Origin of the sequence: Rhodovulum viride (assembly GCF_003265965.1) — a bacterium.
GTDB classification, from domain to species: domain Bacteria; phylum Pseudomonadota; class Alphaproteobacteria; order Rhodobacterales; family Rhodobacteraceae; genus Rhodovulum; species Rhodovulum kholense.
The window spans coordinates 18,370-40,974 of the sequence record NZ_MUAV01000015.1 but is presented as its reverse complement, the minus strand read 5'-3'; the positions used below and the strand labels follow the sequence as shown (position 1 = coordinate 40,974).

Genomic DNA, 22,605 nt, shown 5'->3' with positions numbered 1-22,605 from the left:
GAAACGGTTTTGTGTATCCGCCCTGACAGACCGATGAAATCTGCCCGGATCGGCCGCTGCGCCTGCAACCGCGCGTTGCGAATTGCAGTTTGCGAACGCCTTCGCGCCCCATTAAGATCGCACTCGAATACCGGGCACAAAACGTGCCGGGCTGAAGGAAACAGCCTTGCGGATCTACCTGATCGCCCCCGCCCCGGACGATGCGTCCGACACCACTGCCGAGATCAGCATGGCTGGCGTCAAGACGCCCTACACGCTGTCGGCCGCTGCCGGGATCGTGTCGGTGGCAGCCCTCCTGCCGCAGGAGGCCCGGATCCGGCTGTGCGACGAGGTCGTGCAGGAGGTCGATCTGGAGGCCGAGGCCGATCTGGTGGGGCTGTCGATCAATGTCTCGCAGGTCGCGCGCGGGCTCGAACTGGCCGCCGCCTTCCGCCGCCGCGGCATTCCGGTGGTGCTGGGCGGGGCGCATGTGTCGCTGGCGCCCGAGCATTTCCGCGGCAAGGCCGATGCCATCGTGATCGGCGAGTTCGAGACCGCCGCGCCGCGCTTTGCCGCCGATCTGAAGGCGGGCGGATTGCAGCCCGAATACCGCTGCGGCCAGGCCGACATGGCCGACACGCCGCTGCCGCGCTGGGATCTTTACCCCAATGACCGGGCGATCTCGGGCGTGGTGCAGACCTCGCGCGGCTGCCCGTTCGATTGCACCTTCTGCGACGTCATCCAGTATGTCGGCCGCAAGCAGCGTCACAAGCCGCCCGAACGGGTGCTGGCCGAGCTGCGGCAGCTTTACGATCTGGGCTATCGCGAAATCTCTCTGAGCGACGACAATTTCACCGTTTACCGCCAGCGGACCCGCGCGCTTCTGGAGGCGCTGATCGCCTGGAACGGGACCGACGGGCGCGACCCGGTGCGGTTCTCGACCCAGATCTCGATCGACGCGGCGCGCGATCCGGACCTTCTCGCGATGTGCAACCGGGCCGGGCTGCGCCAGGTCTTCGTCGGGATCGAGACCGGCAACCCCGAATCGCTGGCCGAGGCCAACAAGCGGCAGAACCTCAGGATCGACCTCGGCGACGCCTGCCGGACGGTGGTCGGGGCGGGCCTGACGATCCGGGCCGGGCTGATCGTCGGCTTCGACCATGACGGGCTCGACTGTTTCGAGCGGCAGTTCGCCTTTGCCCAGAGCCTGCCCATCGTGGGCTTCAATGTCAGCGCGCTGGTCGCGCCCTACGCCACGCCGCTTTATGCCGAGATGAAACGCGCGGGCCGGATCGTTGACGAAGACACCCACCGGCTGGCGGCAGGCACCCGGATGACCAACCTGATCCCCGCCCGGATGACCCGCGAACAGCTGACCGAGGGGCGCGACTGGCTGAAGGCCGCGCTGCTGGCCCCCGACGCCGCGATGGCGCGGTTCGAAAACTATGCCCGCACGCTTGGCAGCCCCTGCCAGGACATGACCCGGTCGGCCTGGGCTACGGCCTCGGCGCGCCGCCATCCGCTGCACGAGCTGGTGCCGCTGATGATGAAGGACAAGGGCGCGCGCCGGGTGATCGAGGGCGTGCGCGACCTGATCGCCGCGCGCCCCGAGATCGGCTATGACCTGACCTCGATCCTGACCCTGCACCTGTCGGAATGCGCCCGCGCGGCGGGGCACCGGCCGAGGATCGGCCGACAGCTGGAGACCGTGGCGTGACCCGCGCCGTCCCGCCCGCGCCCCCGAGCGCTCTGGCCGAGGCGCTGGCGCAAACCTTCGCCGACCGGCCCGAGCGCGAGCGCATCGTGATCCGGTCCCGGCAGGGCGCGCGCGATGTCTTTACCGGGGACCGGCTGGCCGCCGAGGCCGGGGCCGTCGCCCGGGCGCTGCGCGGCTGGCTGGGGCCGGGGGCGCACAGTCTGGTGCTGGCGCTGCCCGCCGGGGCCGAGTTCGTCGTGACCCTTCTGGGCGGGCTTCTGGCCGGCGTGACCCTGGTGCCCGTGCCCGTGCCGCGCCCGGGCAGCCATTCCGACCGCTTCCGCCATATCGCCGCCGACAGCAGGGCCGCCGCCGTTCTGTGCCTGCCCGCCCATGCCGAGGCGGTCGCGGCCGCGCTGGCGCTGGACGGGACGCCGCCCTGCCCGGTCGCGACCCTGCCGCTCGACCCCGCCCGGCTGCCCGACCCGGTGCGGCCCGCCGCCGCGCCAGATCTGCCGGTGGCGGTGATCCAATATACCTCGGGCTCGACCCGGCTGCCGCGCGGGGTGCGGGTGACCCCGGACAACATCCTGGCCAATGCCGCGCTGGTCGCCCGCTGCTGGGGCATGGACGAGCAGGCCCGGTTCGTGAACTGGCTGCCGCACTATCACGACATGGGGCTGATGGGGGGCATCCTCTATCCGCTGCTCTGCGGCGGGTTCTCGGCGCAGATGTCGCCTCTGGACTTCATTCGCCGCCCCGCCCTGTGGCTCGAGGCCATCGCAGCCGAGCGTGCCGGTTTCAGCGGCGGACCGGCCTTCGCCTTCGCCGACTGCCTGCGCCGGATCGCGCCCGACGCCGCCGCCGCGCTGGACCTGACCTGCTGGCGCCGCGCCTTCATCGGGGCCGAGCCCGTGCCCGCCGGGCTGCCCGCGGCCTTCCACGCCCATTTCGCCGCCGCCGGGCTGGCCCACGAGGCGGTCTTTGCCTGCTACGGCATGGCCGAGATGACCCTCTTCGCGGCCGGGCTGCCGGGCGCCGACCGCCCGCCGCCCGCGCCCCCCGCCGCGCGGGCCGTGGCGCCCTGCCGCCTGACGCCCGAACTTGGCGCGGGCCTCGCCATCGTCGACCCCATCGCCCGGACCCGCCGCCCGGAGGGCGCCGAGGGCGAAATCTGGCTGCGCGGCCCGTCCCGGGGCGCGGGCTATCTGGGCCTGCCCGGCGACACCGCCGAAACCTTCGGCGCGGCGCTGGACGACCCGTCCGACGGCTCGGGCTGGCTCCGCACCGGCGATCTGGGCGTGATCGCGGAGGATGCGCTTTATGTGACCGGGCGGATCAAGGATGTGGTCTTCTGCAATGGCCGCACCCTCGCAGCGCCGGAAATCGAATGGCTGGCCTGCGGCAGTTCTGAGGTCCTGAACCCGATGGCCGCCGCGGTCTTCATGCCCGACCCGGCCCGGGGCGGGCAGGCGGTGCTGCTTGCCGAACTGCGCCTCGGCGAGACCCCGCCCGACCCCGACACGCTGCGCCAGACGATCCGGCGGGCCGTGACCGGGGAATGGGGGCTCGATCTGGTCGAGATCCTGTTCCTGCCGCGCGGACGGCTGCCACGCACCAGCAGCGGCAAGATCCGCCGCCGCGCCGCGGCCGAGCTGTGGCGGGACGGCGCCTGGCCCCCCGAGACTGTCCCATCCGTGAAGGAAATGCCCGAATGCCCGTCGTGAACAGTTCTGCCTGGGACACCCCCGACCGGTTCGTGACCGACCCCGATGACGTCGCCGCGCTGTTGCGCGACCCGCGCTTTACCGTGGGCCAGCTGGCCACCCATCTGGACCAGATCGCGGCACGCGGCGGGCCGCGCTTTCCGCATCTGACCGAGATGGCGCGCCACGCCTTCGCCTTCCAGACGGGCGAGGCCCATCTGGCAGCGCGCCGCGCCACCGCCGCCTTCTTCGCGGCCCCCGCCCTGACCGCCTGGGCACCGGTCGCCGACCGCGCCTTCGCTAGTGCCCTCGACCGGCTGGAGGCCGCCGAGGCGCCCGACGTCATGCGCGACTATTGCGAGGCGGCGTTTCTCGACTTCGTCCGCGCCTTCGCCGGGTGTCCGGGCGGCGACGACGAGCGGGTGCTGGAGCTGATCCGGCTGGCCAACAACACCACCCAGCCGATGCTGTCGCTGAAGGCGCTGGGCCGGATCGATGCCGCGCTGGGCGAATTGCTGGGCTATCTTTCGACCGATCCGATGTCGGGGGTCGACCCTTCTCTTGAGGGCTTCCCCGCCTTTCTTGCACGCCGCAAGGACCGGCTGTCCGATCCCGCGGCCGCGCCCTATATCGCGCTGTCCGCGCTGGTCGGCAGCCACACCGTCGCCCAGTCGCTGGCGCTGGCGCTTTACGGCCTGCTGCTGGGCGATGCCGAGCACTGGCGCGCCGCGGCCGAACCGGGCTGGACCGACACCGCGCTCGACCGGGTGATGTCGCTTTACCCCTCGACGCTGACCCTGGTCAGGATGGCCGAGGACGAGGTCAACCTCGGCGGCTGTCCGTTCCACAAGGGCGAGGCTGCGGTGATGGACGTGGTCGCAGCCAATGCCGAACTGCGCCGCCGGGTCCCCGACGGATCGGCCCATCTGTCCTTCGGCGCGGGGCCGCACAAATGCCCCGGCGCGCCGCTTTCGCAGCTTTTCCTCGGCCGGGCGATCCCGGCGCTGGCGCGGCGCTTCCCGCAGCTTGCGCTGCATCGGGACGGCGTGCGGTTCCACGTGACGCCGCTGGTGCAGTATCCCGTGGCACTGCCGGTGACGCGTGACGCGCGGTCGCGGCGGCTGACCGGGCGGATGGTCGAGATCCGCGATCTGGACGAGGCCCGCGCCATCGTCAACGACGACGAGACCTGGTCGCCGCCCCGGATGGAGCCCTATCTGACCGCGCTGGCCGACCGCAGCGGCCGCGACCTCGGGCCGGCCCGGCTGGTGGCCCGGAACGCGATGTTCTTCATGTCGGGCGAACGCCATGCCGCGATCCGCCGCGCGGTGGCCGACAGCCTCGGCGGCAACCGGCTGGCGCGCTGGCAACCGCTGATCGAGGCCGAGACCCAGGCCGCGCTGGCCCGGCTGGCTGCGACCTCCGAACCCGACCTGATCGCCGATTATGCCGATCCGATCTTTCGCGGCATCGCCGGGCCGGTCCTTGGCATTGCCCCGGCCGATCCCGAACGGTTCGACGTGCTCGCGCCGATCCTGCAGGACGTGCTGGAACCCTGGCTGCCGATCCGCGAACTCGACCGGCTGCAGGCGGTGATCGCCGAGATCCTCGACGGGCTGCGCCCGCCCGCGACCGACGGCCTGCCCGGCACGCCGCTCTTGACCCGGCTGATGGACGAGGACCTGCCCGACACCGACGAAACCGACCTCAAGGCGCTGGTCCTGGTGATGTATGGCGCAAGTTTCAACATGGCCCATACGCTGGGCAACATCCTGCACCATCTGCTGACCCTGCCGTCCGAAGACCGCAAGGGCGCCGCCGATCCGGCCTGGATCGACGCCGAGCTGGAAGGTCTGATCTCGCTCTGCGCCTCGCCCAAATACATCTACCGCATGGCCCGCGGCCCGGCCCGGATCGGCGAGATCGAAATCCGGCCGGACGAGACGCTGCGGCTGCAACTGCTGTCGATCGACCGGGGCGTCGGCACCGGCAATCTGGCCTTCGGCCACGGGCTGCACCGCTGCGTTGGCGCGGCGCTGTCCAAGCGGATGCTGCGGACCGCCCTGCCCGCGCTTTTCGCGCGCTTTCCGGGGCTTGCGCTCAAGCCCCAGCGCCATCGCTATTTCGAGATGACCCAGACCGTGGCACTGGCAACGCTGCCTTGCCGGCTGGGCTCCACAGGAAAGGACCGACCGTGACCAGAACCCTGACGCCCCCCGCCCCCGAAGTCGTCGACTTCCTGACCGCCGGTATCGCCCGCTTCACCAAGCAGGACCCGGCCGCGATCCGCCCGGATTCGGTGCTGGTCGATCTGGGACTGCAATCCATCGACGCGGTGCTGCTGTCGGGCGAGGTCGAGGATCATTTCCGGATCGAGCTCGATCCCGCCACGATCTTCTCGCATGAAACGGTCGGCAGCTTCGCCTCGGACATCACGAAGCGCCTCGGGGCTCGATGACGACCTGGTATCTGGGCCTCTCGACCTCGGGCCACGACCCGGCGCTGGCGCTTGTCGACGAGACCGGGCGCGTGGTCTTCGCCGAGGCGACCGAGCGCTTCTTGCAGGACAAGCGCGCCTGGGGCGTGGTGCCCGACCATGTGCCGCATCTGGCGGCGGCGCTGGCGGCCGTGGGCGCCGCGCCGGGCGACCGGATCGTTCCCGCCACCAGCTGGGCCTCGGTCAAGGCCGATCTGGGACTCAAGGTGCATGACGCGCTGCTGCCCGCCTCGGACACGATCTGGATGCAGGGATTGCAGGCGCAGATGCAGCAAAGCGCGGGTGCCTCGCTTCTGCGGCTGGGCCTTGCCCGCGAGCGGCCCGAGCCCATGCGGTTCGATCATCACCTCTGCCATGCCGTCGCCGCCTGCCATTTCGCACCGGTCGCGGACGCCGCCTGTCTGGTGATCGACGGCGAGGGCGATGTCGGTGCGGTGTCGCATTTCCGGCTGACCGACCGGCGACTTTCACGCGGCTGGCGGTCCTGGGGGCCGGGCAGCCTGGGCACTTTCTATGGCTGGCTCACCGGGCTGTGCGGCTTCGACTGGCGCGAGGGCGAAGAGTGGAAGGTGATGGGCCTTGCCGCCTGCGGCCGCGCCGATCCGGCGCTGGTCGAGACCCTGACCGGACTGCTGTCGGCCGATCGCGGGCGGTTGCGCTTTGCCGACGACGCCGCCATCGCGGCAATCCGCGCCGCGGTCGAGCCGCTGGCCCGCCGCCCGACCGCGCCGGTGACCGACGCGGCCGATCTGGCGGCAGCCGGGCAGGCTGCCTATGCGCGTCTGGCCGATCAGGTGCTTGAGGCCATCGTCGAAGACGGCCCGACGCTGATCCTGTCGGGCGGCTGCGCGCTGAACTCGTCCTACAACGGCACCATCGTGGGCCGGACCGGGTTCGAGAGGGTCTTCGTGCCGCCCTGCCCGGCCGATGACGGCAATGCCATCGGCGCGGCCCTTCTGGCCTGGATGGCCGATACCGGGGCCGAGCGCATCCCCTTCGGCGGCGGCACGCCCTTCCTCGGATCGGCGCCGCGCGCGAAGACGCTGGAGGCCGCCCGTCGCGCCGCCGCATCGGGCCACGCGGTGACCGATGTCGCCGGGCGGTCCGCCGAGGCGGCGGCCGGGCTCCTGGCACAGGGCCGCATCCTGGGCGTAATGCGCGGCCGGGCCGAATTCGGGCCGCGCGCGCTGGGCAACCGATCCATCCTGGCCGATCCGAGGCCCGCGGGCATGAAGGACGCGATCAATGCGCGGGTGAAGGGGCGCGAGCCCTACCGGCCCTTCGCCCCGGTTCTGGCCGAGGCCGATCTGGCCGACTGGTTCGACCGCCCGCAACCCTCGCCCTACATGTCGATGACGCTGCCCTGGCGGGCCGGGGTCCGCGACCGGGTGCCCGCTGTCGTCCATGACGACGGCACCGGGCGGGTGCAGACGGTCGGCCCCGACAGCGCGCCGTGGATGGCCGATCTGGTCGCGGCCTTCGGGCGCGAGACCGGTGTGCCGGTGGTGCTGAACACCAGCTTCAACATCATGGGCAAGCCGATCCTGCATTCGGTCGAGGATGCACTGGGGATGCTGGCGACGACCGGGCTCGACGCGGTGCTGATCGAGGATGTCCTGATCGAGAAGCCCGCGCACCCCTGAGCGGGGGTCCCCTCAGTGCCGCACCGCCACGATCAACCCGTCGGGCTGGTGCGCGGGCGCCGGGTCGCTGTGCACCACCTGCCAGTGCTGACCCATGAGTGCGCAGCACTCGGCAAAGAGATCGTCGCCATGGGTGCCGACGATCCAGCGCCGCACCCTCTCGGCCTGCCCGGCCTCGACGATCCGGCGCAACAGCGCCAGTTCGGCGCCCTGCACGTCGAGCTTGGCCAGATCGACCGGCCGGGCCTCGGCCGCGATCAGCGCCGCGATGTCGTGGGCCGCAACCCGCAAGCCCCCTTCGTCCGCCACATGGGACGAGAAATCGGCCGCCTCGAAGCAGACGTCGCCCTCGGCGACATGGGCGGCCGCCTCGATCAGCCGCACCCGGTCGGGCGCGATGCCGTTCAGCGCCAGATTCTCGCGGATCGCGGCGACATGCTCGGACAGCGGCTCGAAGGCCACCGCCTCAGCGCCGGGCCGCTCATGCAGCAACAGCAATGTGTAATAGCCGATGCCGCAGCCGATATCGTAGACCAGCGGATCGGCGGCCGGGATCTCGCCCAGTAGCGTCAGGAACCAGTGTTCCTCGACCGGCTCGTGCAGATTGCCCGCATTCGCCTTGACGTAGCGGTTGACCTGATGATCGAGCACATGGTGCCGGTGGACCCGCACGCCATTGCCGAAGCGGTAGATGTCGTCCTGCATGCGGATCTTCCTCGCGGTTCGGGCCCGGTCCGGGGTCAGAGCGGCGGCAGCGAAAACGTCACGACCTCGGAATGCGGCCAGTGAAAGGCGTTGTAGATCGTGACGTTCTCTGCGCCGACCTCCTCAAGGAAGTCTTCGTCGAAGCTGTGCAGATGCGCCTTGATCCGGGTCTCGGGATTCTCGCGGAACGGGGTCGAGATCACCACATGTTCGCGCGCGAGCCGCCGCAGCTGCAGCAGGAAGGGCTTGGGTTCGGGCACGTGCTCGATGCAATGCGAACAGCTGACGATGTCCCACTGCCGGTCGTCTATCTTGAAGATGTCGGCGACGAGGTATTCCATCTCGGGGCGCAGGGCATGCGAGATCCTGGCCATCGCCGGATCGATATCGAGCGCGGTCACGGTGCATTTCAGCCGCGCATAGCTTGCGGGGTCCAGCACCGTCGCCAGAAGGGCGGTGCCCGACCCGGTCCGCGCGCCGACATCGAGCAGCGTCTTGACGTGGTAGCGGGCGGGATAGAGACGCTCCAGCAACGGCAGCAGCTCGGCCATGAAGGCGATGCTCTGGGGGTTCTGCTTCTTGCAATAGAAGTCGTAATCGATACCCGCCTCTGCGAACAGGCGCTCGAGGGCGGGCTTTTCAAGGGTGTCTTCCATGTCGGTCGTCTCCTTTCTGGTTTCGGCCTTCTGGTCGTTGCTGTGAAAAGCGTGCGGCCCGACCTCGCGCCGGGACCGTCGGCAGGGTCAAGCGGTGGAGGGTGTGCGGCTCTGCTCCATGGCGATGGGCTGGGACAGGTGGGCCGCGAGCGTTGCCAGTTCGTGATAGGCCCCGACGATGTGATAAAGGCTGCTGGTGCGCGCCGGTTCGGATCGTGGCGCGCCGCCGGGGGCGAGGTTCTCCCACCAGCTGCCGCGCAGCGGATGCACGAAAAAGCGCATCAGCCCCTGGCAGGCCTCGACCGCCTTCGCCTCGGCAAGGGTCGCGTCGGCAGGCCCGGTCCCCAGCCGCGCCCGAAGCGCCCAGGCCTTGATCCGTTCGGTCTGCGGCCAGAGCCGGGCGGTCGCATCGTCGATGGCAAGCGCGGGCGTCAGGAGGCTGGCCGCCAGCCCGTCAGCAGTCAGGCCATGCGCCTCGGCAAGGTCGATCAGCCGCCGCCCCGCAGCCTGCGCCAGAGCATTGTCGCGAAGCACGCCCCAGCGCAGAAGCAGCCAGCCCCATTCGTACTGGTGGCCCGGTTCGACCGCGTTGCCGGGACCGGCCGCGATCCGCCAGTCGCCGTCGAAAAGCTCGCGCTGCGCGCCGGTCCCGGGGTCGATGAAGCGCGCCAGGCAAAGCTCGGCAATCTCGTCGGCAAGCGCCTGAAAGCGCGGATCGCAGGGGCCCGAGTCGATCCATTCGAGACAGGCCTCCAGCAGGTGCATATGGGGGTTTGCGCGCAGCGGCAGCCGGCGCGGCCGGGCCTCCTCGAACCCCGCCTCGGGGTGGCGATAAAGCGTGTCGAGCCGGGTCAGGATCCGGTCTGCCAGCGCCTCGGCGCGGGCGCGCGGCAAGACCGCTTCCGGAGCGGCGGCCAGCGCAAAGAGGCAGAAGGCGACGTCGTAAAGGCTGAACACGGAGCCTCCCCCGGCAATGGGCAGCACCGCGCCATCGGGAGCCAGATGTTCGGCCAGAAGGACATCGCGGGCGTGGTTGGCAAGAAGCTCGGGCCAGGCGCCGCCCAGACCCGCCCCCATCAGGCGGGAAAAGGCGAAAAGCTGGCGTGCGGCCACCATCGCCCGGCGTGGCAGATCGACCGGGTCGCCCTCCGGTGAAAGACGTTCGCAGAACCCCGCCTCGTCGCGCACCAGCGCGGCCTGGACCGGCAGAACCTCCACCTCCAGCCAGAGCCGGAAGGCGACCGTCGTCTCGGACAGATCTGTCATGGCACTCCTCTCCGTTCCCGCAAAAGTCGTTGCACCAGCGCCTCGAGATCGCCGCCCTGAAACAGCACGGCCTCCAGACCCGCCGCGCGGGCCGCTTCGATGTCGCTTGGCTTGTCGCCGATCATGACGCTCTGCGCCCAGTCGATCGGCCAGCGGTCTTTCAGTTCCAGCAACATGCCCGGGCCGGGCTTGCGCCGGTCCGACACCTGGCGCAGCTCGGGATGCACGGCCTCGGGATGGGTCGGGCAATAGCGTTCGTCGTCGATATGCGCGCCCGCCGCCGCCAGATCGCGCGCCATATGCGCCCGAAGCGCCAGATAGTCGGCCTCGGTGTAATAGCCCTTGGCGATGCCTGCCTGATTGGTGGCGACAAAGGCGTACCAGCCCGCCTCGTTCACTCGCCGGACGGCGGCAATGGCGCCCTCTGTCCAGTCCAGCCGGTCGGGATGGCCGACATGGCCGTGGTCGAGATTGAGCACGCCGTCGCGGTCGAAGACGATGGCCGGACGCCGCCGTTGCGCCGGAACGAGGTCCTGCGCCGCCCCGAAATCCTCGGGCACGCCGATATCGAGGAAGAAGCCCGCGCGCTCGACCCCCGCGAGCCGCCCCTCGGCCGCAAGCCGCGGCAGCACCTCGGCCTCGAGCGAACCGTCCTCGACCAGATGGGGAACGATCCCGCGCGACAGGCAATAGACGCCGCCATTGATCAGCGCCGGGCCGGTCTCTGCCCCACGCGGCTCGAAGGCCGTCAGCAAACCGCCCGCGACCCTGACCGTGCCAAAGCGGCCGCCGTCGGGCACCCGGCGGAGCGCCAATGCGCCCAGAAGCTCTGGCCGGGCGAGCTGCGCCGCCGCCACATCGGCCAGCAGGATATCGAACCAGCTGTCGCCATTGAGCAACAGGAACCGCTCGTCCAGCCGTTCACGCGCCTGCCAGAGCGCGCCCGAGGTCCCGGCGGGCCGGGCCTCGCGCGCGACCTCGATCCCGACCGGCCGGGGCAGCGTCGCGGGCAGGTCGCGGGCGAAGGCCTCGATTTGATCGGCCTCGAAGGCGGCCAGCAAGAGGATGCGCTCGATCCCCTGCCGCGCCAGTTCGCCGATCAGTACCGACAGGAACGGCGCACCGCCGACCGGCAGCAGGGGCTTGGGACAGCGCGCGGTCAGCGGGCCGAGCCGAGTACCCAGCCCGCCGCAGAGGATCACTGCCTGACGCGGCAGCAGGGACTTTGCCCGGGCGGTGGCCGCTTCCGGCCCGGAGAGCGTCAGCGCGGACATGGCAGCCGCCAGCTCTGGCACCCGGACTCGGCGAAGACGACCGGGTCGGCATCGCCGCCGATCGCGCGCAGCGCCTCGATCAGCGCGAACCGGCGCGGCGGGTCGACGAGGAAGAACATGAACCCGCCGCCGCCCGCGCCCGACACCTTGCCCGCCTCGGCGCCATGGGCCAGCGCATGGGCGAACATCTCTTCGATATGGGGCGAGCTGACGGTCGCGGCGGTGGCCTTCTTGGCCGCCCAGGAATGGTGCAGGATCGCCGCAAGCCCGTCGAAATCGCCGGTCATCAGCGCGCGCTTCATCTCGATGCTGTCGGATTTCAGGCGGTGCATCGCCTCGACCGCGGCGCGGTCCGACCCGCGCACGCTGGCGGTCTGCCGCTCGATGATGTCGGCGGAATGGCGCGAGACGCCGGAAAAGCAGGTCACCAGACGGCATTCCATCTCGTTCAGGATGTCGCGCGGGATGCGCAGAGGGTTCACGATCACCCGGTCGCCCGCGAGGAATTCGATGAAGTTCACACCGCCGAAGGCCGCCGCGTACTGGTCCTGCTTGCCGCCCGCGAGGCCCAGATCGAGGCGCTCGATCTCGTAGGCCAGATGCGCCACGTCATAGGGACCGAGCGGCGCGCCCAGATGCGTGCGAAACGCATCGACCAGCGCCACCACCAGCGCCGAGGAAGACCCGAGTCCCGACCCCGCCGGCGCCTCGACATTGGTCTGGATGGTGGCGCCGAAGCGGTTGCCGCCGTTGAACTCGGCCACCATGCGGTCATAGACGCCCCGGTGCAGCGCCAGCGCCGCGCCCGACAGGTCGTCGTCGATGCCGAAGCTTTCGGTCCGGTCCAGATCGTTGGCGGCAAAGACGATGCGGCCGTCGTCGCGGGCCTCGATCGAGGCAAAGGCGAAACGGTTGATCGTCACGTTCAGCACCGCGCCGCCGTAAAGGTCGCAATAGGGCGACAGATCGGTGCCGCCCCCGGCAAGGCCGAGGCGCAGCGGCGCGCGTGCCCGGGTCGTCAGGCGCCGGTCGGACATGAGGCCTGCTCCTGGAAAGCGGCGAAGATCGGATGCGCGCGCACGCGCGGCAGGCTGTCGAGCGCGCCGAGGATCTGGCCCAGATCGGCCGCGAAGCCGGGGCTTTCGAAGGGCAGCGCTCCGGCCGAGAGGTCGGTCAGACCGACCTCGCCCACCAGCGCCTCAAGCGTCGCATTATAGTCGCGCCGGGCGCGCAGATCCGCCTGCCGCTCGGGGCCGATGCGCCAGGGCGCCCGGAAGGCGGGGCGGCTTGTGGCCAGCGGGTCCAGCGCGCGCGCCAGCGGCAGAGAATGCAGCCCCGCCCCGTTCGCCATCAGCTTGAAGCCCAGCAGACTGCCGCCGAGCCGCGGGTTTTCGCTTTGAAACCGGTCGCCGCCAAAATCGGGCAGATCGGCCGTCGTCAGGAAATCCTGCACCACATCGCCCTCGGCGAACCGGGTGCGGTCGTAAAGCCGCCAGTGGCACCGATTGGCGAATTCCTCCCAGCGGGTGACGAACCGCGCCAGTTGCGGATTGAACCCGCGCTCGAACTCGAAGAAGCCCGAATAAAGCCCGACCTTCTTGACCTCTTGCGCATAGGCGCTGAGCGCATAGTCGAGATATTCGCGCAGGTAGCAGACGACCTCGACATAATGGTCGCGGCAAAGCGCGCGAAGCGCCCCGAAATCGGAACAGTTCTGGAACGCCTCGCTGGACAGGACCAGCGTATGTCCGCCCTCGGCCGCCTCGGCCAGCCGGGCGTGCCAGTCCGCCCGCCTCTCGGGCGGCGCGGCGGGCCCCGATCCGCAATCGAGCGCGATCCGGTGATGCGCCGCGCGGTCGGCGGGCTCGGCCTCGGGATCGTCATATCCGCCGAAATCGGGCACCACGATCCCGGCCGCGGCGTAAGAGGCGCGATGCGCCGCCAGATAGCGCTGGACCGCCGAGGTCCCGGTCTTGTGCCGACCGATATGAAGGATCAGGCGCCGGATCATCGCGCTTTCCGGAACCACATCATGGTGCGTTTCATACCTGTGCCCGCAAGCACGCCGACCTCGAAACTGTCGACCTCCTGGCCCTCGGTGCAGCCGAATTCGGCGAACATGTAGCGGATCGTCTCGGGACTCAGCGCCCAGAAATTGTTGTACCCCTTGGCGTGCCAGTTCATGAACTTGCAGTCGAACTTGTCGGCGCCCTCGTAGGTCGTCGTCTCCAGCAGCACCTCGCCGCCGGGCTTCAGCGACAGGCAGGTGTTGCGCACCGAACTCCAGACATCGGGCAGGTGATAAAGCAGGCCGCAATGCAGGATCACGTCATAGGTGGCGGGCGCCGAGAAGGTGTTGGCATCGGCGGTCCAGAAATTGCAGGGCGCGCCGCAGAATTCGGCGATGGCCGACGTCCGCTTGACCGCCGCGTCGTAGAACTCGATCCCGTCGACCTTGCAGCCCAGGTATTTCGACAGGAAGATCGAGTTGTAGCCCTCGTTGAACCCCAGATCGAGCACGCGCTTTCCGGCCAGCCGGGACAGGTCGATCTTGGCGTGGAACCGCCGCAGCTTGGCTAGGCAGCGCGCATTGGGCACGTTCTCCGAGCGCTCGAAGCTTTCGGTCGTGACCCCGTTCGAGAAGCGGTAGACCGACCGCCAGGGCGCATGCAGGGCGCAGAAGGACTCGGTCTCTTCGACCGAGCGGTCCGTCTCGATATAGAGAACATCGTTCTTCAACCGTTCAGAGATCTCGTCGGCAAGGGTGTCGGCCAGGTCTGTCATGTCGTCCAATGCTCCAAAAGGCGCCGGGGGCGGCACGGGGAAAATCAACGATAACGGTCGTAAAGTGCGTAATCCGACGCGTTCGCCATCACGGCGCGCGCCAGCAGATCGGCCGGAAGCGAGCGTTCGAGCGCGGCCAGCTCGTCCTGCCAGCTGTCCACCTGCTTGGTCTGGTTGGCCACCGCGCCGGACAGGCGGAAGCCGGGGACGTAGCGGCCGACGGCGGCCTCGATCCGGCGGGCGGAGCGGTCGAACTGCTCGACGATGCCGACCCCGGTCAGGCTGTTCACCTCGTCCAGCCGTTCCGCCGCGACGCGGATGTCGCCGATATGGCGGGGATGGCCGTTGGTGAAGGGGCTGTGGGAACCGTCCTCCATCATCGACAGTACGCAGGTCTGATAGTTCTTGCCGTTATGCGACTTCAGGAAAGCATCGAGCCATTCGGGAAAGGGCAAACTTGCGGCCAGCCGACCCATTGGCGTGTCCCGGTGCGCTTTCGATGTCGGTTCGAACCGGTAGATCGAGGCCAGCCGCAGCAGCGGGTGGCGCAGGAAGACGATAGGCAGAGCGGTGAAGTCGTCCACCCGGTGCGCCGTCGCGACGAAGGTGTGGCAGGAAAAGCCGCGCATGCCGGGATGGGCGCGCAGGATCTGCCTGATCAGCGCGGTGTTGAAGGCAGGAGCCCTGCGAAACCGGCGATCCTTGTCGAGTTCAATGAAATTGTCGGCACCCACCGCTTCGCGGATCGCCCGGTCGACGCTGCTGCCCGCATTCTTGTAGAGGTGGTAATGGGCCAGGATAACCGGTTTAGGGTCGGTCCTGTTGCGGCCGGACCGAAGTGGGACCGACCAGGGTTGCCCCGCGCCCGTCATACCGCCATCCTGACGGCATCTAACTGCCCTCGTGCCAAGGACGCAATGAACGGATGGCCGATGACCCGTTCGAATGCAGAGAATTCCGACAGGATCGTCTTCATGTCTTGCTCCAAAGAGGCCGGATCGAATATCCGGTTCCCTGCCTCGAAGTCGAATTCCGAAACATCGCTGAACAGCTCTGTCAAAACTCGGTTGCAGGAATTGCGGCTTCGCAGTTTCTGTTGCGTTGCGCTGTCCAGGAAGATCGGACCGCCGAAACCCGGATGCGCCAGAACCAAGGCGTTCATCGAAGGCCCGAATTCCGGCTGGTGCAGACCCAGCATGTTCAGAAGCAGCTTGAAGCCGAGCAAATTGCCCGAGATCGACAAGTTTGAATCGACCACGGCCCGCGAAGGCGCCAGTGGCAAACCTGCCGTGCTGACGAAATCCGCGATCACATTGCCATCGACCAATCTCGTGCGGTCGTAGAGTCGCCAGTGGCAGCGCTTTGCCATATGTCTCCAGCGCGCAATGAAATCCGGTAAATTGAGACCAAAGCGCACCTCGAAGAAAAAGAAATCCGAAGCCAGCCCCGACCCCTTGATTTCCTGAGCATAGGCGCTGGTCACATAGGCCAGATACTCGCGCAGATAGCCGACCACCTCGATCTCGAACCCGTCGAGAAACTCGGCAAGCAGGTCGAGATGCAGCACATTCTGGAACCCTTCGCTGCTGAGGATCACGGTATGGGCGTCCTTGACCTCATCAAGAAACAAAGGGCGCAATGCACTCAACCTCTGGCGCACGACGTCGCGCGGTCCGATCAGGGCACGGGCAAGCCCATGATGCGCGGCGCGGTCTTCGCGGGACTGCCCCGGCGACTGGTCCCGCCCTACCAAGGGATAGCAGAACCCTGACTTGGCCAGTTCCAAGCTCCCGCTTTCCAGAAAGAGCTGAAGACCTGTGGTCCCGGTCTTGTGCCGCCCGATATGCAGAATGACTTTTTTCGCCACGTTCCCAATCTCCCTAGTTACCGCACCAGCCGGACCGCGCCGTCGGCGACGCGGCCGCGCCAGTAGTCCAGGAGGTCGCGCATCGTCGTCTCGAACGGGATCTCGGGCGCCCAGCCGGTATGGGCGCGGAACTTCGACGTGTCCGGCACCTGCAGATCGGCGTCGATGGGGCGCAGGCGGTCGGGGTCGGTCTCGACCCGGATGCTGTCGCGTGCCGGAGAAAGCCCGATCAGATGGTCCAGCATCTCGCGGATGGTGCAGGTATGCTCGCCCCCGATATTGTAATAGGCGGCGGGCTGGGGGTTCACCGTCACCAGCATGTAATAGGCCCGCACCGCGTCGCGCACATCGGCGAAGGTGCGCAGGCTGTCGAGATTGCCGACCCGGATCACCGGCGGAATGGCATTGGCCTCGATCAGCGCGATCTGCTTGGCGAAGGAGGATTCCGCGAAGACGTCGCCCCGGCGCGGGCCGGTATGGGTGAACATCCGCGTGGTCATGACCTTCATGCCATAGGCCTCGCCGTAGAACCGGCCGATGAGATCGGTGCCGACCTTCGAGATCGCGTAGGGCGAAGCGGGGTGGAAGGTGCATTCCTCGTCGATGGGCAGCTTGTCGCGCGGGACCCGGCCGAAGACCTCGGAGGAGGCGCAGACATGCACGACGGCCTCGGGCACGGTCCGCTTGATCGCCTCCAGCAGGCGCGAGGTGCCCTCGACATTGGTGTCGTAGGTTTCCAGCGGCGCCTCGAACGAGGTCTTGGGATAGGATTGCGCGGCGAGGTGAAAGACGTAATCGGGCCGGGCCTCTTCGACCGCGTGCAGCAGCGACAGGGAATCGCGCAGGTCGCCATGCACCAGCCGCAGCCGGTCGCGCTGGTTGATGCGGTCGGTCAGGTGGGCGATGTTGTCCATCGGGCTGCGCCAGCGGGCCATGCCGACGATATCCCAGTCGGTCCGGTCCAGCAGGAAATCGGTCAGGTGAGAGCCGACCATTCCGGTGATCCCGGTTATCAGGGCGCGTTTGGGCATTCAGGGCAACCTTCTTTCGACTGGTTCGGGAACGGAACGGGTGGCGGCGTCGAGCATCCAGCCCAGCGTGTTGGCCAGATCGTGGCGCGGCACATGGCCGAGACTTCTGGCGCGGGCGGTGTCGCAGGCCTGAAACCGCATGTCGCCCTTGCGGATGAACCGTTCGTCGCGACGGATCTCGGGGGCGTGGCCGCTGAGGCGGGTCAGGGTGTCGAGGATCTCGGCAATGGGCGTGGCGCGGCCGCTGGAGACATTGATGGCCTCAAGGCTGCGGGCAGGCGCCTCCAGCGCGCGGGCGAGGATGTCGGCGGCATCGCGGATATCGACGAAATCGCGGGCGATGGCGGTGTCGCCCATGGCGATCTCGGGGGCGCGCTCGGCAAAGGCCCGCACCAGTTTCGGCACCAGATAGCGCGGGTTCTGCCCCGCCCCCATGCAGTTCGAGGGCCGCGCGATCGTGATGTCGAGCCGGTCGCGATACCAGCCCGCGATCACCTCGGCCAGAAGCTTGGAGGCCCCGTAATGGTTGGGCGGGCGTTTCGGGCCGTCCTCGCGCTGGGGCGCGGCACCGCTGTCGCCATAGACGCTGGTGGCGCTGACCAGCAGGAACCGCCCCGGCAGACCGGCCGTCGCGGCGGCCTGCAGCAGCCGTTCGGTCAGGAAGGCGTTGGTTTCGTAGAAGGCGCGGGTGTCGCCGCCCGCGGGGTTCGATTCCGCGGCCAGATGCACGATGTCGGTGACGCCATGGCGGGCAAGCCATCCGGCCAGCGCCTCGGGGTCCGAGAAATCGGCGGCGGCGCGGCCCATCGGCAAGGTCTGCCAGCCCCGCGCCTCCAGAACCGGAATGAGATAGCCGCCGACGAACCCGCCGGGGCCGGTCACGGCACAGACCCGCTTGCCCTCCGCCCCGCTCATCTGGGCTTTTCGGCCACGAAGAGGGCCTGACCGGGCCCGAAATAGCCGAACTCGCGCGACCAGTAATGGAACAGGAAGGGCCGCGGGAACCCGGCCTCGCGCAGCATGTCCATGACGTCCCATCCGAAATGCCGGAAGCACAGCGCCCCGCCTTCCGGATCGACCGGGTTGCCATGGTATTCGGCGGGCAGGTTATGGACGATCCGGCCATCGGGCGCGAGCTCGGCGCGGATCGTGCTGGGGTAGCGGTCGAGATGGGCGGGCACGCTGAACATCAGGCGGCCGCCCGGTTCGAGCACCCGGAAAGCCTCGGCGAAGGCCCGCTCGGGATGGGGGACGTGTTCAAGCACGTCGAAGCTGAGCAGGAATTCGAAGCTCTCCGACTGGAAGCTCAGGTCTTCGAAATTCTCGTTGCGGACACCCTCGAACAGGCCGCCTTTCGGCACGCGGTTGCCGAAATATTCCGATCCGGTCAGGTTCGGGAAGCGGCCCGAGAGCCAGCCGAACAGCCGTGTCTTCTGCTCGGTGATATAGATCCGGCTGTCGGGCCTTGGCTCGAATTCCTGCAGGAACAGATGCATCGACGCGCGCACCCGGTTCGGCAGGCCGCAGGACATGCAGGCGACATGCTCGCGCCAGTTCGGAACCGGGGTGCCGTCGGGATAGGCCTCGCCGCTGTAGAGGAAACTGGTCACCATCGAATGGCGGCCGCCGCAGACGGCGCAATATGCGGTGAACTCGAACCCGTTGCGACCGTCCTCGCCCCTCGGCACCAGCGCGGCCTCGGTCGCGCGCCGGTTCTCGATCTCGCTCGCCTCGGCCGTCAGGAAGCCCAGATACTGCTCCATGGTGAAGGCCTGCCGGGCCAGCAGGAAGGTTTCGGGCCGACTCCAGGCGGTTTCGGCCTCGGCGCCCGGGCTGTGCGCGTTCTTGCCCCGCGCGCCGTTCCAGAAAAAGGCATAGGGCAGGCTTCGAAGCCGCCGGTTCTCGGGCGCGGTCAGACGCGCGCGATAGCGCTGCACCAGCGGTCCGTAGCCGAACGAGTTCGACACGTGGAACACGCCGCTATGCCGTGACAGCTGGTCGGTATCCTCGAGGATGATGCCGCTGTAGTGGACGAAGCGCAGCGGCTGGCCGTTGCATTGCAGCGCGCCTTCGGGACCGTGGATGCGCCGTTCGTGGAGGTTCCAGTAGGCGATATTGTAGCCCGGATGCCGGAGCACATGCACATCGTCCAGAAACGCCGGCAGCAGGTCCATCCATTTCTGGTCGACGAAGATCCCGCGCGGCAGGTCGATGATGCACTGATCGACCAGACGCCGCCCCCACCAGCGCATGACCTCGGCCACCTCCGGCGTGTTGCGAAGCGCGATGAAGCCCAGATTGTAGGCGCCGAAGCGCAGGAAATGGTCGTCCTCGAATTCCGCGCGTTCTGCCGGATGCAGGACATGCGGGGTCAGCACCGCCTGGGCGCCCGCATCCAGCGCCTCGGCGACCTCGTTCAGCGGGCTGAACACCTCGATATCGGGATCGAGATAGATCACATGCGGCGTCGGATCCTCGCCCCCCGCCTGCGCGAATTCCCGCAGGAAGCAGTAGGGTTTGATCGCGGTGCACAGCTCGGTGATGTTGTAGCTGCGGATCATCCGCTCGAGCGCGGGGATGCCGAGCGCCTCGAGCGGTTCGATGCGCATCCCGAGCGGCACCGGATCGTACCCCATGTCCCGGTCGCAGAGATAGACGGTGAAGACCGCATCGGGATGGGCCTGGCGCAGGCTTTCGCAAAGAAGCCGGGCGCTTGGCAGGAAGTTCCGGGCGCAGATGGTGAAAAAGCGCAGGGCGGTCGCCTTGCCCGCGACGACACGCAGATGCGAGGCGGGAGCGGTCTCGTGTTTCATGCCGGCACCCCGTCGAGGAGCGCGTTCAGCCGGGCGGCAACCGCCCGGCGGGAATAGCGGGCCTCGCAGAACTCGTACCCTGCCCGGCTCATCCGGGTCCAGAGCACCTCGTCGTCATGCAGTCTCAGAACCGCATCGGCAAAGGCCTCGGGGCCGTCGGCGACCAGCAGGTCGCGGCCGTCCACAAGCCCCATGCCCTCGGCGGCGAGCGCGGTCGCGACGCAGGGCACGCCATGGGCGAGGCTGGTGCCGATCTTGCCCTTGATCCCCGCGCCATAGCGCAAGGGCGCCACGGTCAGGCGCACCTCTTCGAGTGCCGCGCCGAGATCGGGCACGAAGCCCAGCGCCTCGACCCCTTCGGGCAGCCGCGCCCGCAGCCGGTCGGGAAAGTGCGGTCCGACGATCTTCAGTACCATGTCCGGCGCCCGCGCCCGGATCGGCGCCCAGAGCTCGTCGATGATGTATTCGACCGCGTCGATATTGGGGGTGTGGCCGAAGCCGCCCACGAACATCAGTCCGGTACGTTCCGCAAAACCCGCGCGCGGCGGGCGGAACTCGTTGACCATCGGAATCAGGCGCAGGTCGGCATGGCCGAGCGTCGGCGACAGCACCGCAATCTCGGCCTCGGAGAGCAGGATCGTCGAGTCGCAGCGCTGGATGATGTCGCGTTCGCGGGCGAAGGTCGCATGCGCCGAAAACTCGCGCGCGGCGCTGCCCGCTCTCCGCGCCTCTCGCAGTTCGCGCAGGCCGTGCAGATCGACGGTGTTGAAGACCAGCCGGGCCCGGGGAAACAGCGCGCGGGTGCGCTCGACAAAGGCACCCCCGGCATAGACCCGTGTCAGCAGGAAGGTCAGCCGGTCGTATCCGGCCGAGGCGATCCGGTCGCAGGCGCTGTCGTAGCCCTGCACCGCAGGATCGGCCAGGCACACCACGCCCCGCGCGGCCAGCGCCAGGGCATAGGGATCGGTCCAGGCACGCCGGGTGGTGCTGTAGAACAGAACCTCGGCGCCCCGTTCAAGAAAGATATCGATGAAGTTCGACGCGGTGACCGAGCCGGCATCCTGGTCGGGCATCGGCGGCACGCTGTCGACGAAGACCACGGCCTCGACCGGGCCCGGATGGGCGGGAAGGCCCGCATCCTCGGGGGCGGCGGCCTGCGGCGGCTGGGCGGGCTCGCTCTCCGACAGGACCACCGCGCAGCCCTGCGTGGCAAAGACCGGCTGGCCGTCGCCGGCCAGAAGCGGCGCGAGCCCGGCCAGCGCCGCGACCAGATCCGGCGCACCGGTCGGCCGGGCCCGGGACGCGGCCGCAGCCGCAGCCGCAGCCGCGCGCAAGGGCGCGACGCGCGCCAGACCGAAGACCGGGTCCAGAGCGACCGACGGCTTCAGGCGGAACTGGAAGGGATCGAGAAAATGGACGTCGCGGCCGATCTCGGCCAGGGTCGTCTCGCCCGCGCGGTGGCGCCAGCCCGACCGCCAGAGCCGTCCGTCGGGCCGCGCGAGCGCCGCGCCGACATGGGCCAGACCGGGATCGCGGACCATCGCCGCCTCGAGAAACAGCCAGGCCGACAGTGCAGGAGACAGCGAGACCTCCCAGAACCCCGCCAGTTCGGCGTCCAGCCCCTTGAGCAAGGCCCTGAGATCGTCCAGAGCCGTTTCGCCCTCCGCGGGCCAGACCCGCACCCGATCGTTGGCCGGGGCGGACCGCCGCGCACGGCCGCGACCGTCCCAACCCAGAACATGCACCTCGCCAGAGGTCATGGCCAGCGCCTGCTCGACACGCTCGACCGGAACCGTGCCCCCGCCATCCCGGAACAGAACGATCGGAAAGTCGACCGGCCCGGCCCGCATGCCATAGGGAAAACCGCGCCCAAGAACCGTGTCTGGCAAAGCCGCAAGGTCGAGCCGCTCCAGAACCGGCGCAGGAAGGTGATCCAGAGGCGTAAAGATCCCCGAAAAATCCATCACCGGCGGCGTTACGACGCCAGAGCCCGCCCCGTCCGCGTCGGCATCGCGCGCCGAACCGCAGATCCGGCCTTCGGCGCGGCCGAAACGGATCCAGTGATAGAACGGGTTCATTCCGGCGGCGCGGACATCCGGATTGATCTCGAGATAGCTCACGCCATCGAAGTCGGACCGCGGGTTTCGGCCCTCTTGCGCCCCATAGCGAATGTAATGGGTCAGCGGGTCCACACCGGCCTGGGCGACATCGGTGTAATGCGACAGATACCACCCCGCATCGAAGGCGGGCGCGATGACACGCTTTATGTGAAGACCACGGATCTCCGCTGCGACGCGGCCGAATAATGACGCCATCCTTCGTTCCCAGACGGCAGACGTCGCACTCCCGTGCCCCCGTCCCTGCCACCCCCGGCACACCGGCCGCGGATAAACCAAATAGACTTCTGAAAAGCAGGGTGAACTGTCTGCATTTTTACCATCTTCTTCAACTCTCGTACACCTTGATGTTCACAATTTCAACCTCTAGGTGCCCACGCCCCAGGCCTTTGCGATCTTCCGCCATCTCATTGATGAAACAGGCTGAAACCCGACGCCTTCCGGTTCTGAAATCGGATATGGGCCAGGGTCGGCGCAACGGCGTCCGCCGCCATACGGGGCTTGCCAGGGTCGGTGCAACGCATGACATTATGCCCGAAAGGCCGGTGCGGCCCAGACGTGGAACAGACGA

The 22,605-nt window shown here is 68.5% G+C and carries 18 protein-coding genes; 5 read left to right on the top strand and 13 right to left on the bottom strand.

The window, feature by feature from the left end; all coding sequences use genetic code 11:
- Window positions 1–166 precede the first annotated feature (166 nt).
- The 5 genes from BYZ73_RS13390 to BYZ73_RS13375 are packed head-to-tail and all read left to right on the top strand — an operon-like array spanning window position 167 to window position 7,521.
- Window positions 167–1,696 carry a B12-binding domain-containing radical SAM protein gene (locus BYZ73_RS13390; RefSeq protein WP_112316338.1) on the top strand — a complete coding sequence of 510 codons (1,530 nt, stop codon included), beginning with the start codon at window positions 167–169 and terminating at the stop codon, window positions 1,694–1,696.
- The gene (locus BYZ73_RS13385) at window positions 1,693–3,402 is read left to right on the top strand and encodes an AMP-binding protein (RefSeq protein ID WP_181498055.1); all 1,710 of its coding nucleotides are present in this window, start codon (window positions 1,693–1,695) and stop codon (window positions 3,400–3,402) included. Before BYZ73_RS13390 ends, BYZ73_RS13385 begins: the two co-directional genes overlap by 4 nt.
- Entirely contained in the window at window positions 3,390–5,579 is a 2,190-nt protein-coding gene (locus tag BYZ73_RS22790; RefSeq protein ID WP_181498054.1) for a cytochrome P450 family protein, read from the top strand. Before BYZ73_RS13385 ends, BYZ73_RS22790 begins: the two co-directional genes overlap by 13 nt.
- A complete protein-coding gene (locus BYZ73_RS22785; RefSeq protein ID WP_165828142.1) occupies window positions 5,576–5,839 on the top strand; it encodes an acyl carrier protein in 264 nt (87 codons plus the stop codon). The genes BYZ73_RS22790 and BYZ73_RS22785 overlap by 4 nt, the downstream gene beginning before the upstream one ends.
- Entirely contained in the window at window positions 5,836–7,521 is a 1,686-nt protein-coding gene (locus BYZ73_RS13375) for a carbamoyltransferase family protein (protein ID WP_112316335.1), read from the top strand. The genes BYZ73_RS22785 and BYZ73_RS13375 overlap by 4 nt, the downstream gene beginning before the upstream one ends.
- A 12-nt stretch (window positions 7,522–7,533) precedes the next feature.
- Here the strand turns inward: BYZ73_RS13375 and BYZ73_RS13370 are convergent, their stop codons facing one another.
- From BYZ73_RS13370 to BYZ73_RS13310, 13 genes are all read right to left on the bottom strand, one after another.
- A complete protein-coding gene (locus BYZ73_RS13370; protein WP_112316334.1) occupies window positions 7,534–8,226 on the bottom strand; it encodes an FkbM family methyltransferase in 693 nt (230 codons plus the stop codon).
- Window positions 8,227–8,261: 35 nt separating this feature from the next.
- A complete protein-coding gene (locus tag BYZ73_RS13365; RefSeq protein ID WP_112316333.1) occupies window positions 8,262–8,882 on the bottom strand; it encodes a class I SAM-dependent methyltransferase in 621 nt (206 codons plus the stop codon).
- A gap of 87 nt (window positions 8,883–8,969) precedes the next feature.
- A complete protein-coding gene (locus BYZ73_RS13360; protein WP_112316332.1) occupies window positions 8,970–10,148 on the bottom strand; it encodes an AGE family epimerase/isomerase in 1,179 nt (392 codons plus the stop codon).
- Window positions 10,145–11,422, bottom strand: coding sequence for an HAD-IIIA family hydrolase (locus BYZ73_RS13355; protein WP_220086837.1), 1,278 nt, complete (start codon window positions 11,420–11,422; stop codon window positions 10,145–10,147). The genes BYZ73_RS13360 and BYZ73_RS13355 overlap by 4 nt, the downstream gene beginning before the upstream one ends.
- Window positions 11,410–12,459, bottom strand: a complete 1,050-nt coding sequence (locus tag BYZ73_RS13350) for a GHMP family kinase ATP-binding protein (protein ID WP_112316331.1) — start codon at window positions 12,457–12,459, stop codon at window positions 11,410–11,412. The genes BYZ73_RS13355 and BYZ73_RS13350 overlap by 13 nt, the downstream gene beginning before the upstream one ends.
- Window positions 12,441–13,433, bottom strand: coding sequence for a hypothetical protein (locus BYZ73_RS13345; protein ID WP_112316330.1), 993 nt, complete (start codon window positions 13,431–13,433; stop codon window positions 12,441–12,443). The genes BYZ73_RS13350 and BYZ73_RS13345 overlap by 19 nt, the downstream gene beginning before the upstream one ends.
- Complete coding sequence (locus tag BYZ73_RS13340) at window positions 13,430–14,206, bottom strand: class I SAM-dependent methyltransferase (protein ID WP_108025232.1); 777 nt, start codon at window positions 14,204–14,206, stop codon at window positions 13,430–13,432. The genes BYZ73_RS13345 and BYZ73_RS13340 overlap by 4 nt, the downstream gene beginning before the upstream one ends.
- Before the next feature lie 44 nt (window positions 14,207–14,250).
- Window positions 14,251–15,078, bottom strand: coding sequence for a hypothetical protein (locus BYZ73_RS13335; protein WP_112316329.1), 828 nt, complete (start codon window positions 15,076–15,078; stop codon window positions 14,251–14,253).
- Window positions 15,075–16,073: a hypothetical protein gene (locus BYZ73_RS13330; RefSeq protein WP_146746301.1), complete on the bottom strand. Its 999-nt coding sequence runs from the start codon at window positions 16,071–16,073 to the stop codon at window positions 15,075–15,077. The genes BYZ73_RS13335 and BYZ73_RS13330 overlap by 4 nt, the downstream gene beginning before the upstream one ends.
- Before the next feature lie 17 nt (window positions 16,074–16,090).
- Window positions 16,091–17,104: a GDP-mannose 4,6-dehydratase gene (locus BYZ73_RS13325; protein WP_108025238.1), complete on the bottom strand. Its 1,014-nt coding sequence runs from the start codon at window positions 17,102–17,104 to the stop codon at window positions 16,091–16,093.
- Window positions 17,105–18,019: an NAD-dependent epimerase/dehydratase family protein gene (locus BYZ73_RS13320; RefSeq protein WP_181498053.1), complete on the bottom strand. Its 915-nt coding sequence runs from the start codon at window positions 18,017–18,019 to the stop codon at window positions 17,105–17,107.
- Window positions 18,016–19,917, bottom strand: coding sequence for a class I SAM-dependent methyltransferase (locus tag BYZ73_RS13315; protein WP_112316326.1), 1,902 nt, complete (start codon window positions 19,915–19,917; stop codon window positions 18,016–18,018). The genes BYZ73_RS13320 and BYZ73_RS13315 overlap by 4 nt, the downstream gene beginning before the upstream one ends.
- A complete protein-coding gene (locus BYZ73_RS13310) occupies window positions 19,914–22,232 on the bottom strand; it encodes a glycosyltransferase (RefSeq protein WP_112316325.1) in 2,319 nt (772 codons plus the stop codon). Before BYZ73_RS13310 ends, BYZ73_RS13315 begins: the two co-directional genes overlap by 4 nt.
- Window positions 22,233–22,605 lie beyond the last annotated feature (373 nt).

What these genes read in the sequence shown, in the direction of transcription:
- BYZ73_RS22790 (WP_181498054.1), top strand. Translation starts at nt 3,390, where the DNA reads ATGCCCGTCGTGAACAGTTCTGCCTGGGACACCCCCGACCGGTTCGTG.
- BYZ73_RS13375 (WP_112316335.1), top strand. Translation starts at nt 5,836, where the DNA reads ATGACGACCTGGTATCTGGGCCTCTCGACCTCGGGCCACGACCCGGCG.
- BYZ73_RS13370 (WP_112316334.1), bottom strand. Translation starts at nt 8,226, where the DNA reads ATGCAGGACGACATCTACCGCTTCGGCAATGGCGTGCGGGTCCACCGG.
- BYZ73_RS13365 (WP_112316333.1), bottom strand. Translation starts at nt 8,882, where the DNA reads ATGGAAGACACCCTTGAAAAGCCCGCCCTCGAGCGCCTGTTCGCAGAG.
- BYZ73_RS13360 (WP_112316332.1), bottom strand. Translation starts at nt 10,148, where the DNA reads ATGACAGATCTGTCCGAGACGACGGTCGCCTTCCGGCTCTGGCTGGAG.
- BYZ73_RS13355 (WP_220086837.1), bottom strand. Translation starts at nt 11,422, where the DNA reads ATGTCCGCGCTGACGCTCTCCGGGCCGGAAGCGGCCACCGCCCGGGCA.
- BYZ73_RS13350 (WP_112316331.1), bottom strand. Translation starts at nt 12,459, where the DNA reads ATGTCCGACCGGCGCCTGACGACCCGGGCACGCGCGCCGCTGCGCCTC.
- BYZ73_RS13345 (WP_112316330.1), bottom strand. Translation starts at nt 13,433, where the DNA reads ATGATCCGGCGCCTGATCCTTCATATCGGTCGGCACAAGACCGGGACC.
- BYZ73_RS13340 (WP_108025232.1), bottom strand. Translation starts at nt 14,206, where the DNA reads ATGACAGACCTGGCCGACACCCTTGCCGACGAGATCTCTGAACGGTTG.
- BYZ73_RS13335 (WP_112316329.1), bottom strand. Translation starts at nt 15,078, where the DNA reads ATGACGGGCGCGGGGCAACCCTGGTCGGTCCCACTTCGGTCCGGCCGC.
- BYZ73_RS13325 (WP_108025238.1), bottom strand. Translation starts at nt 17,104, where the DNA reads ATGCCCAAACGCGCCCTGATAACCGGGATCACCGGAATGGTCGGCTCT.
- BYZ73_RS13320 (WP_181498053.1), bottom strand. Translation starts at nt 18,019, where the DNA reads ATGAGCGGGGCGGAGGGCAAGCGGGTCTGTGCCGTGACCGGCCCCGGC.
- BYZ73_RS13315 (WP_112316326.1), bottom strand. Translation starts at nt 19,917, where the DNA reads ATGAAACACGAGACCGCTCCCGCCTCGCATCTGCGTGTCGTCGCGGGC.
- BYZ73_RS13310 (WP_112316325.1), bottom strand. Translation starts at nt 22,232, where the DNA reads ATGGCGTCATTATTCGGCCGCGTCGCAGCGGAGATCCGTGGTCTTCAC.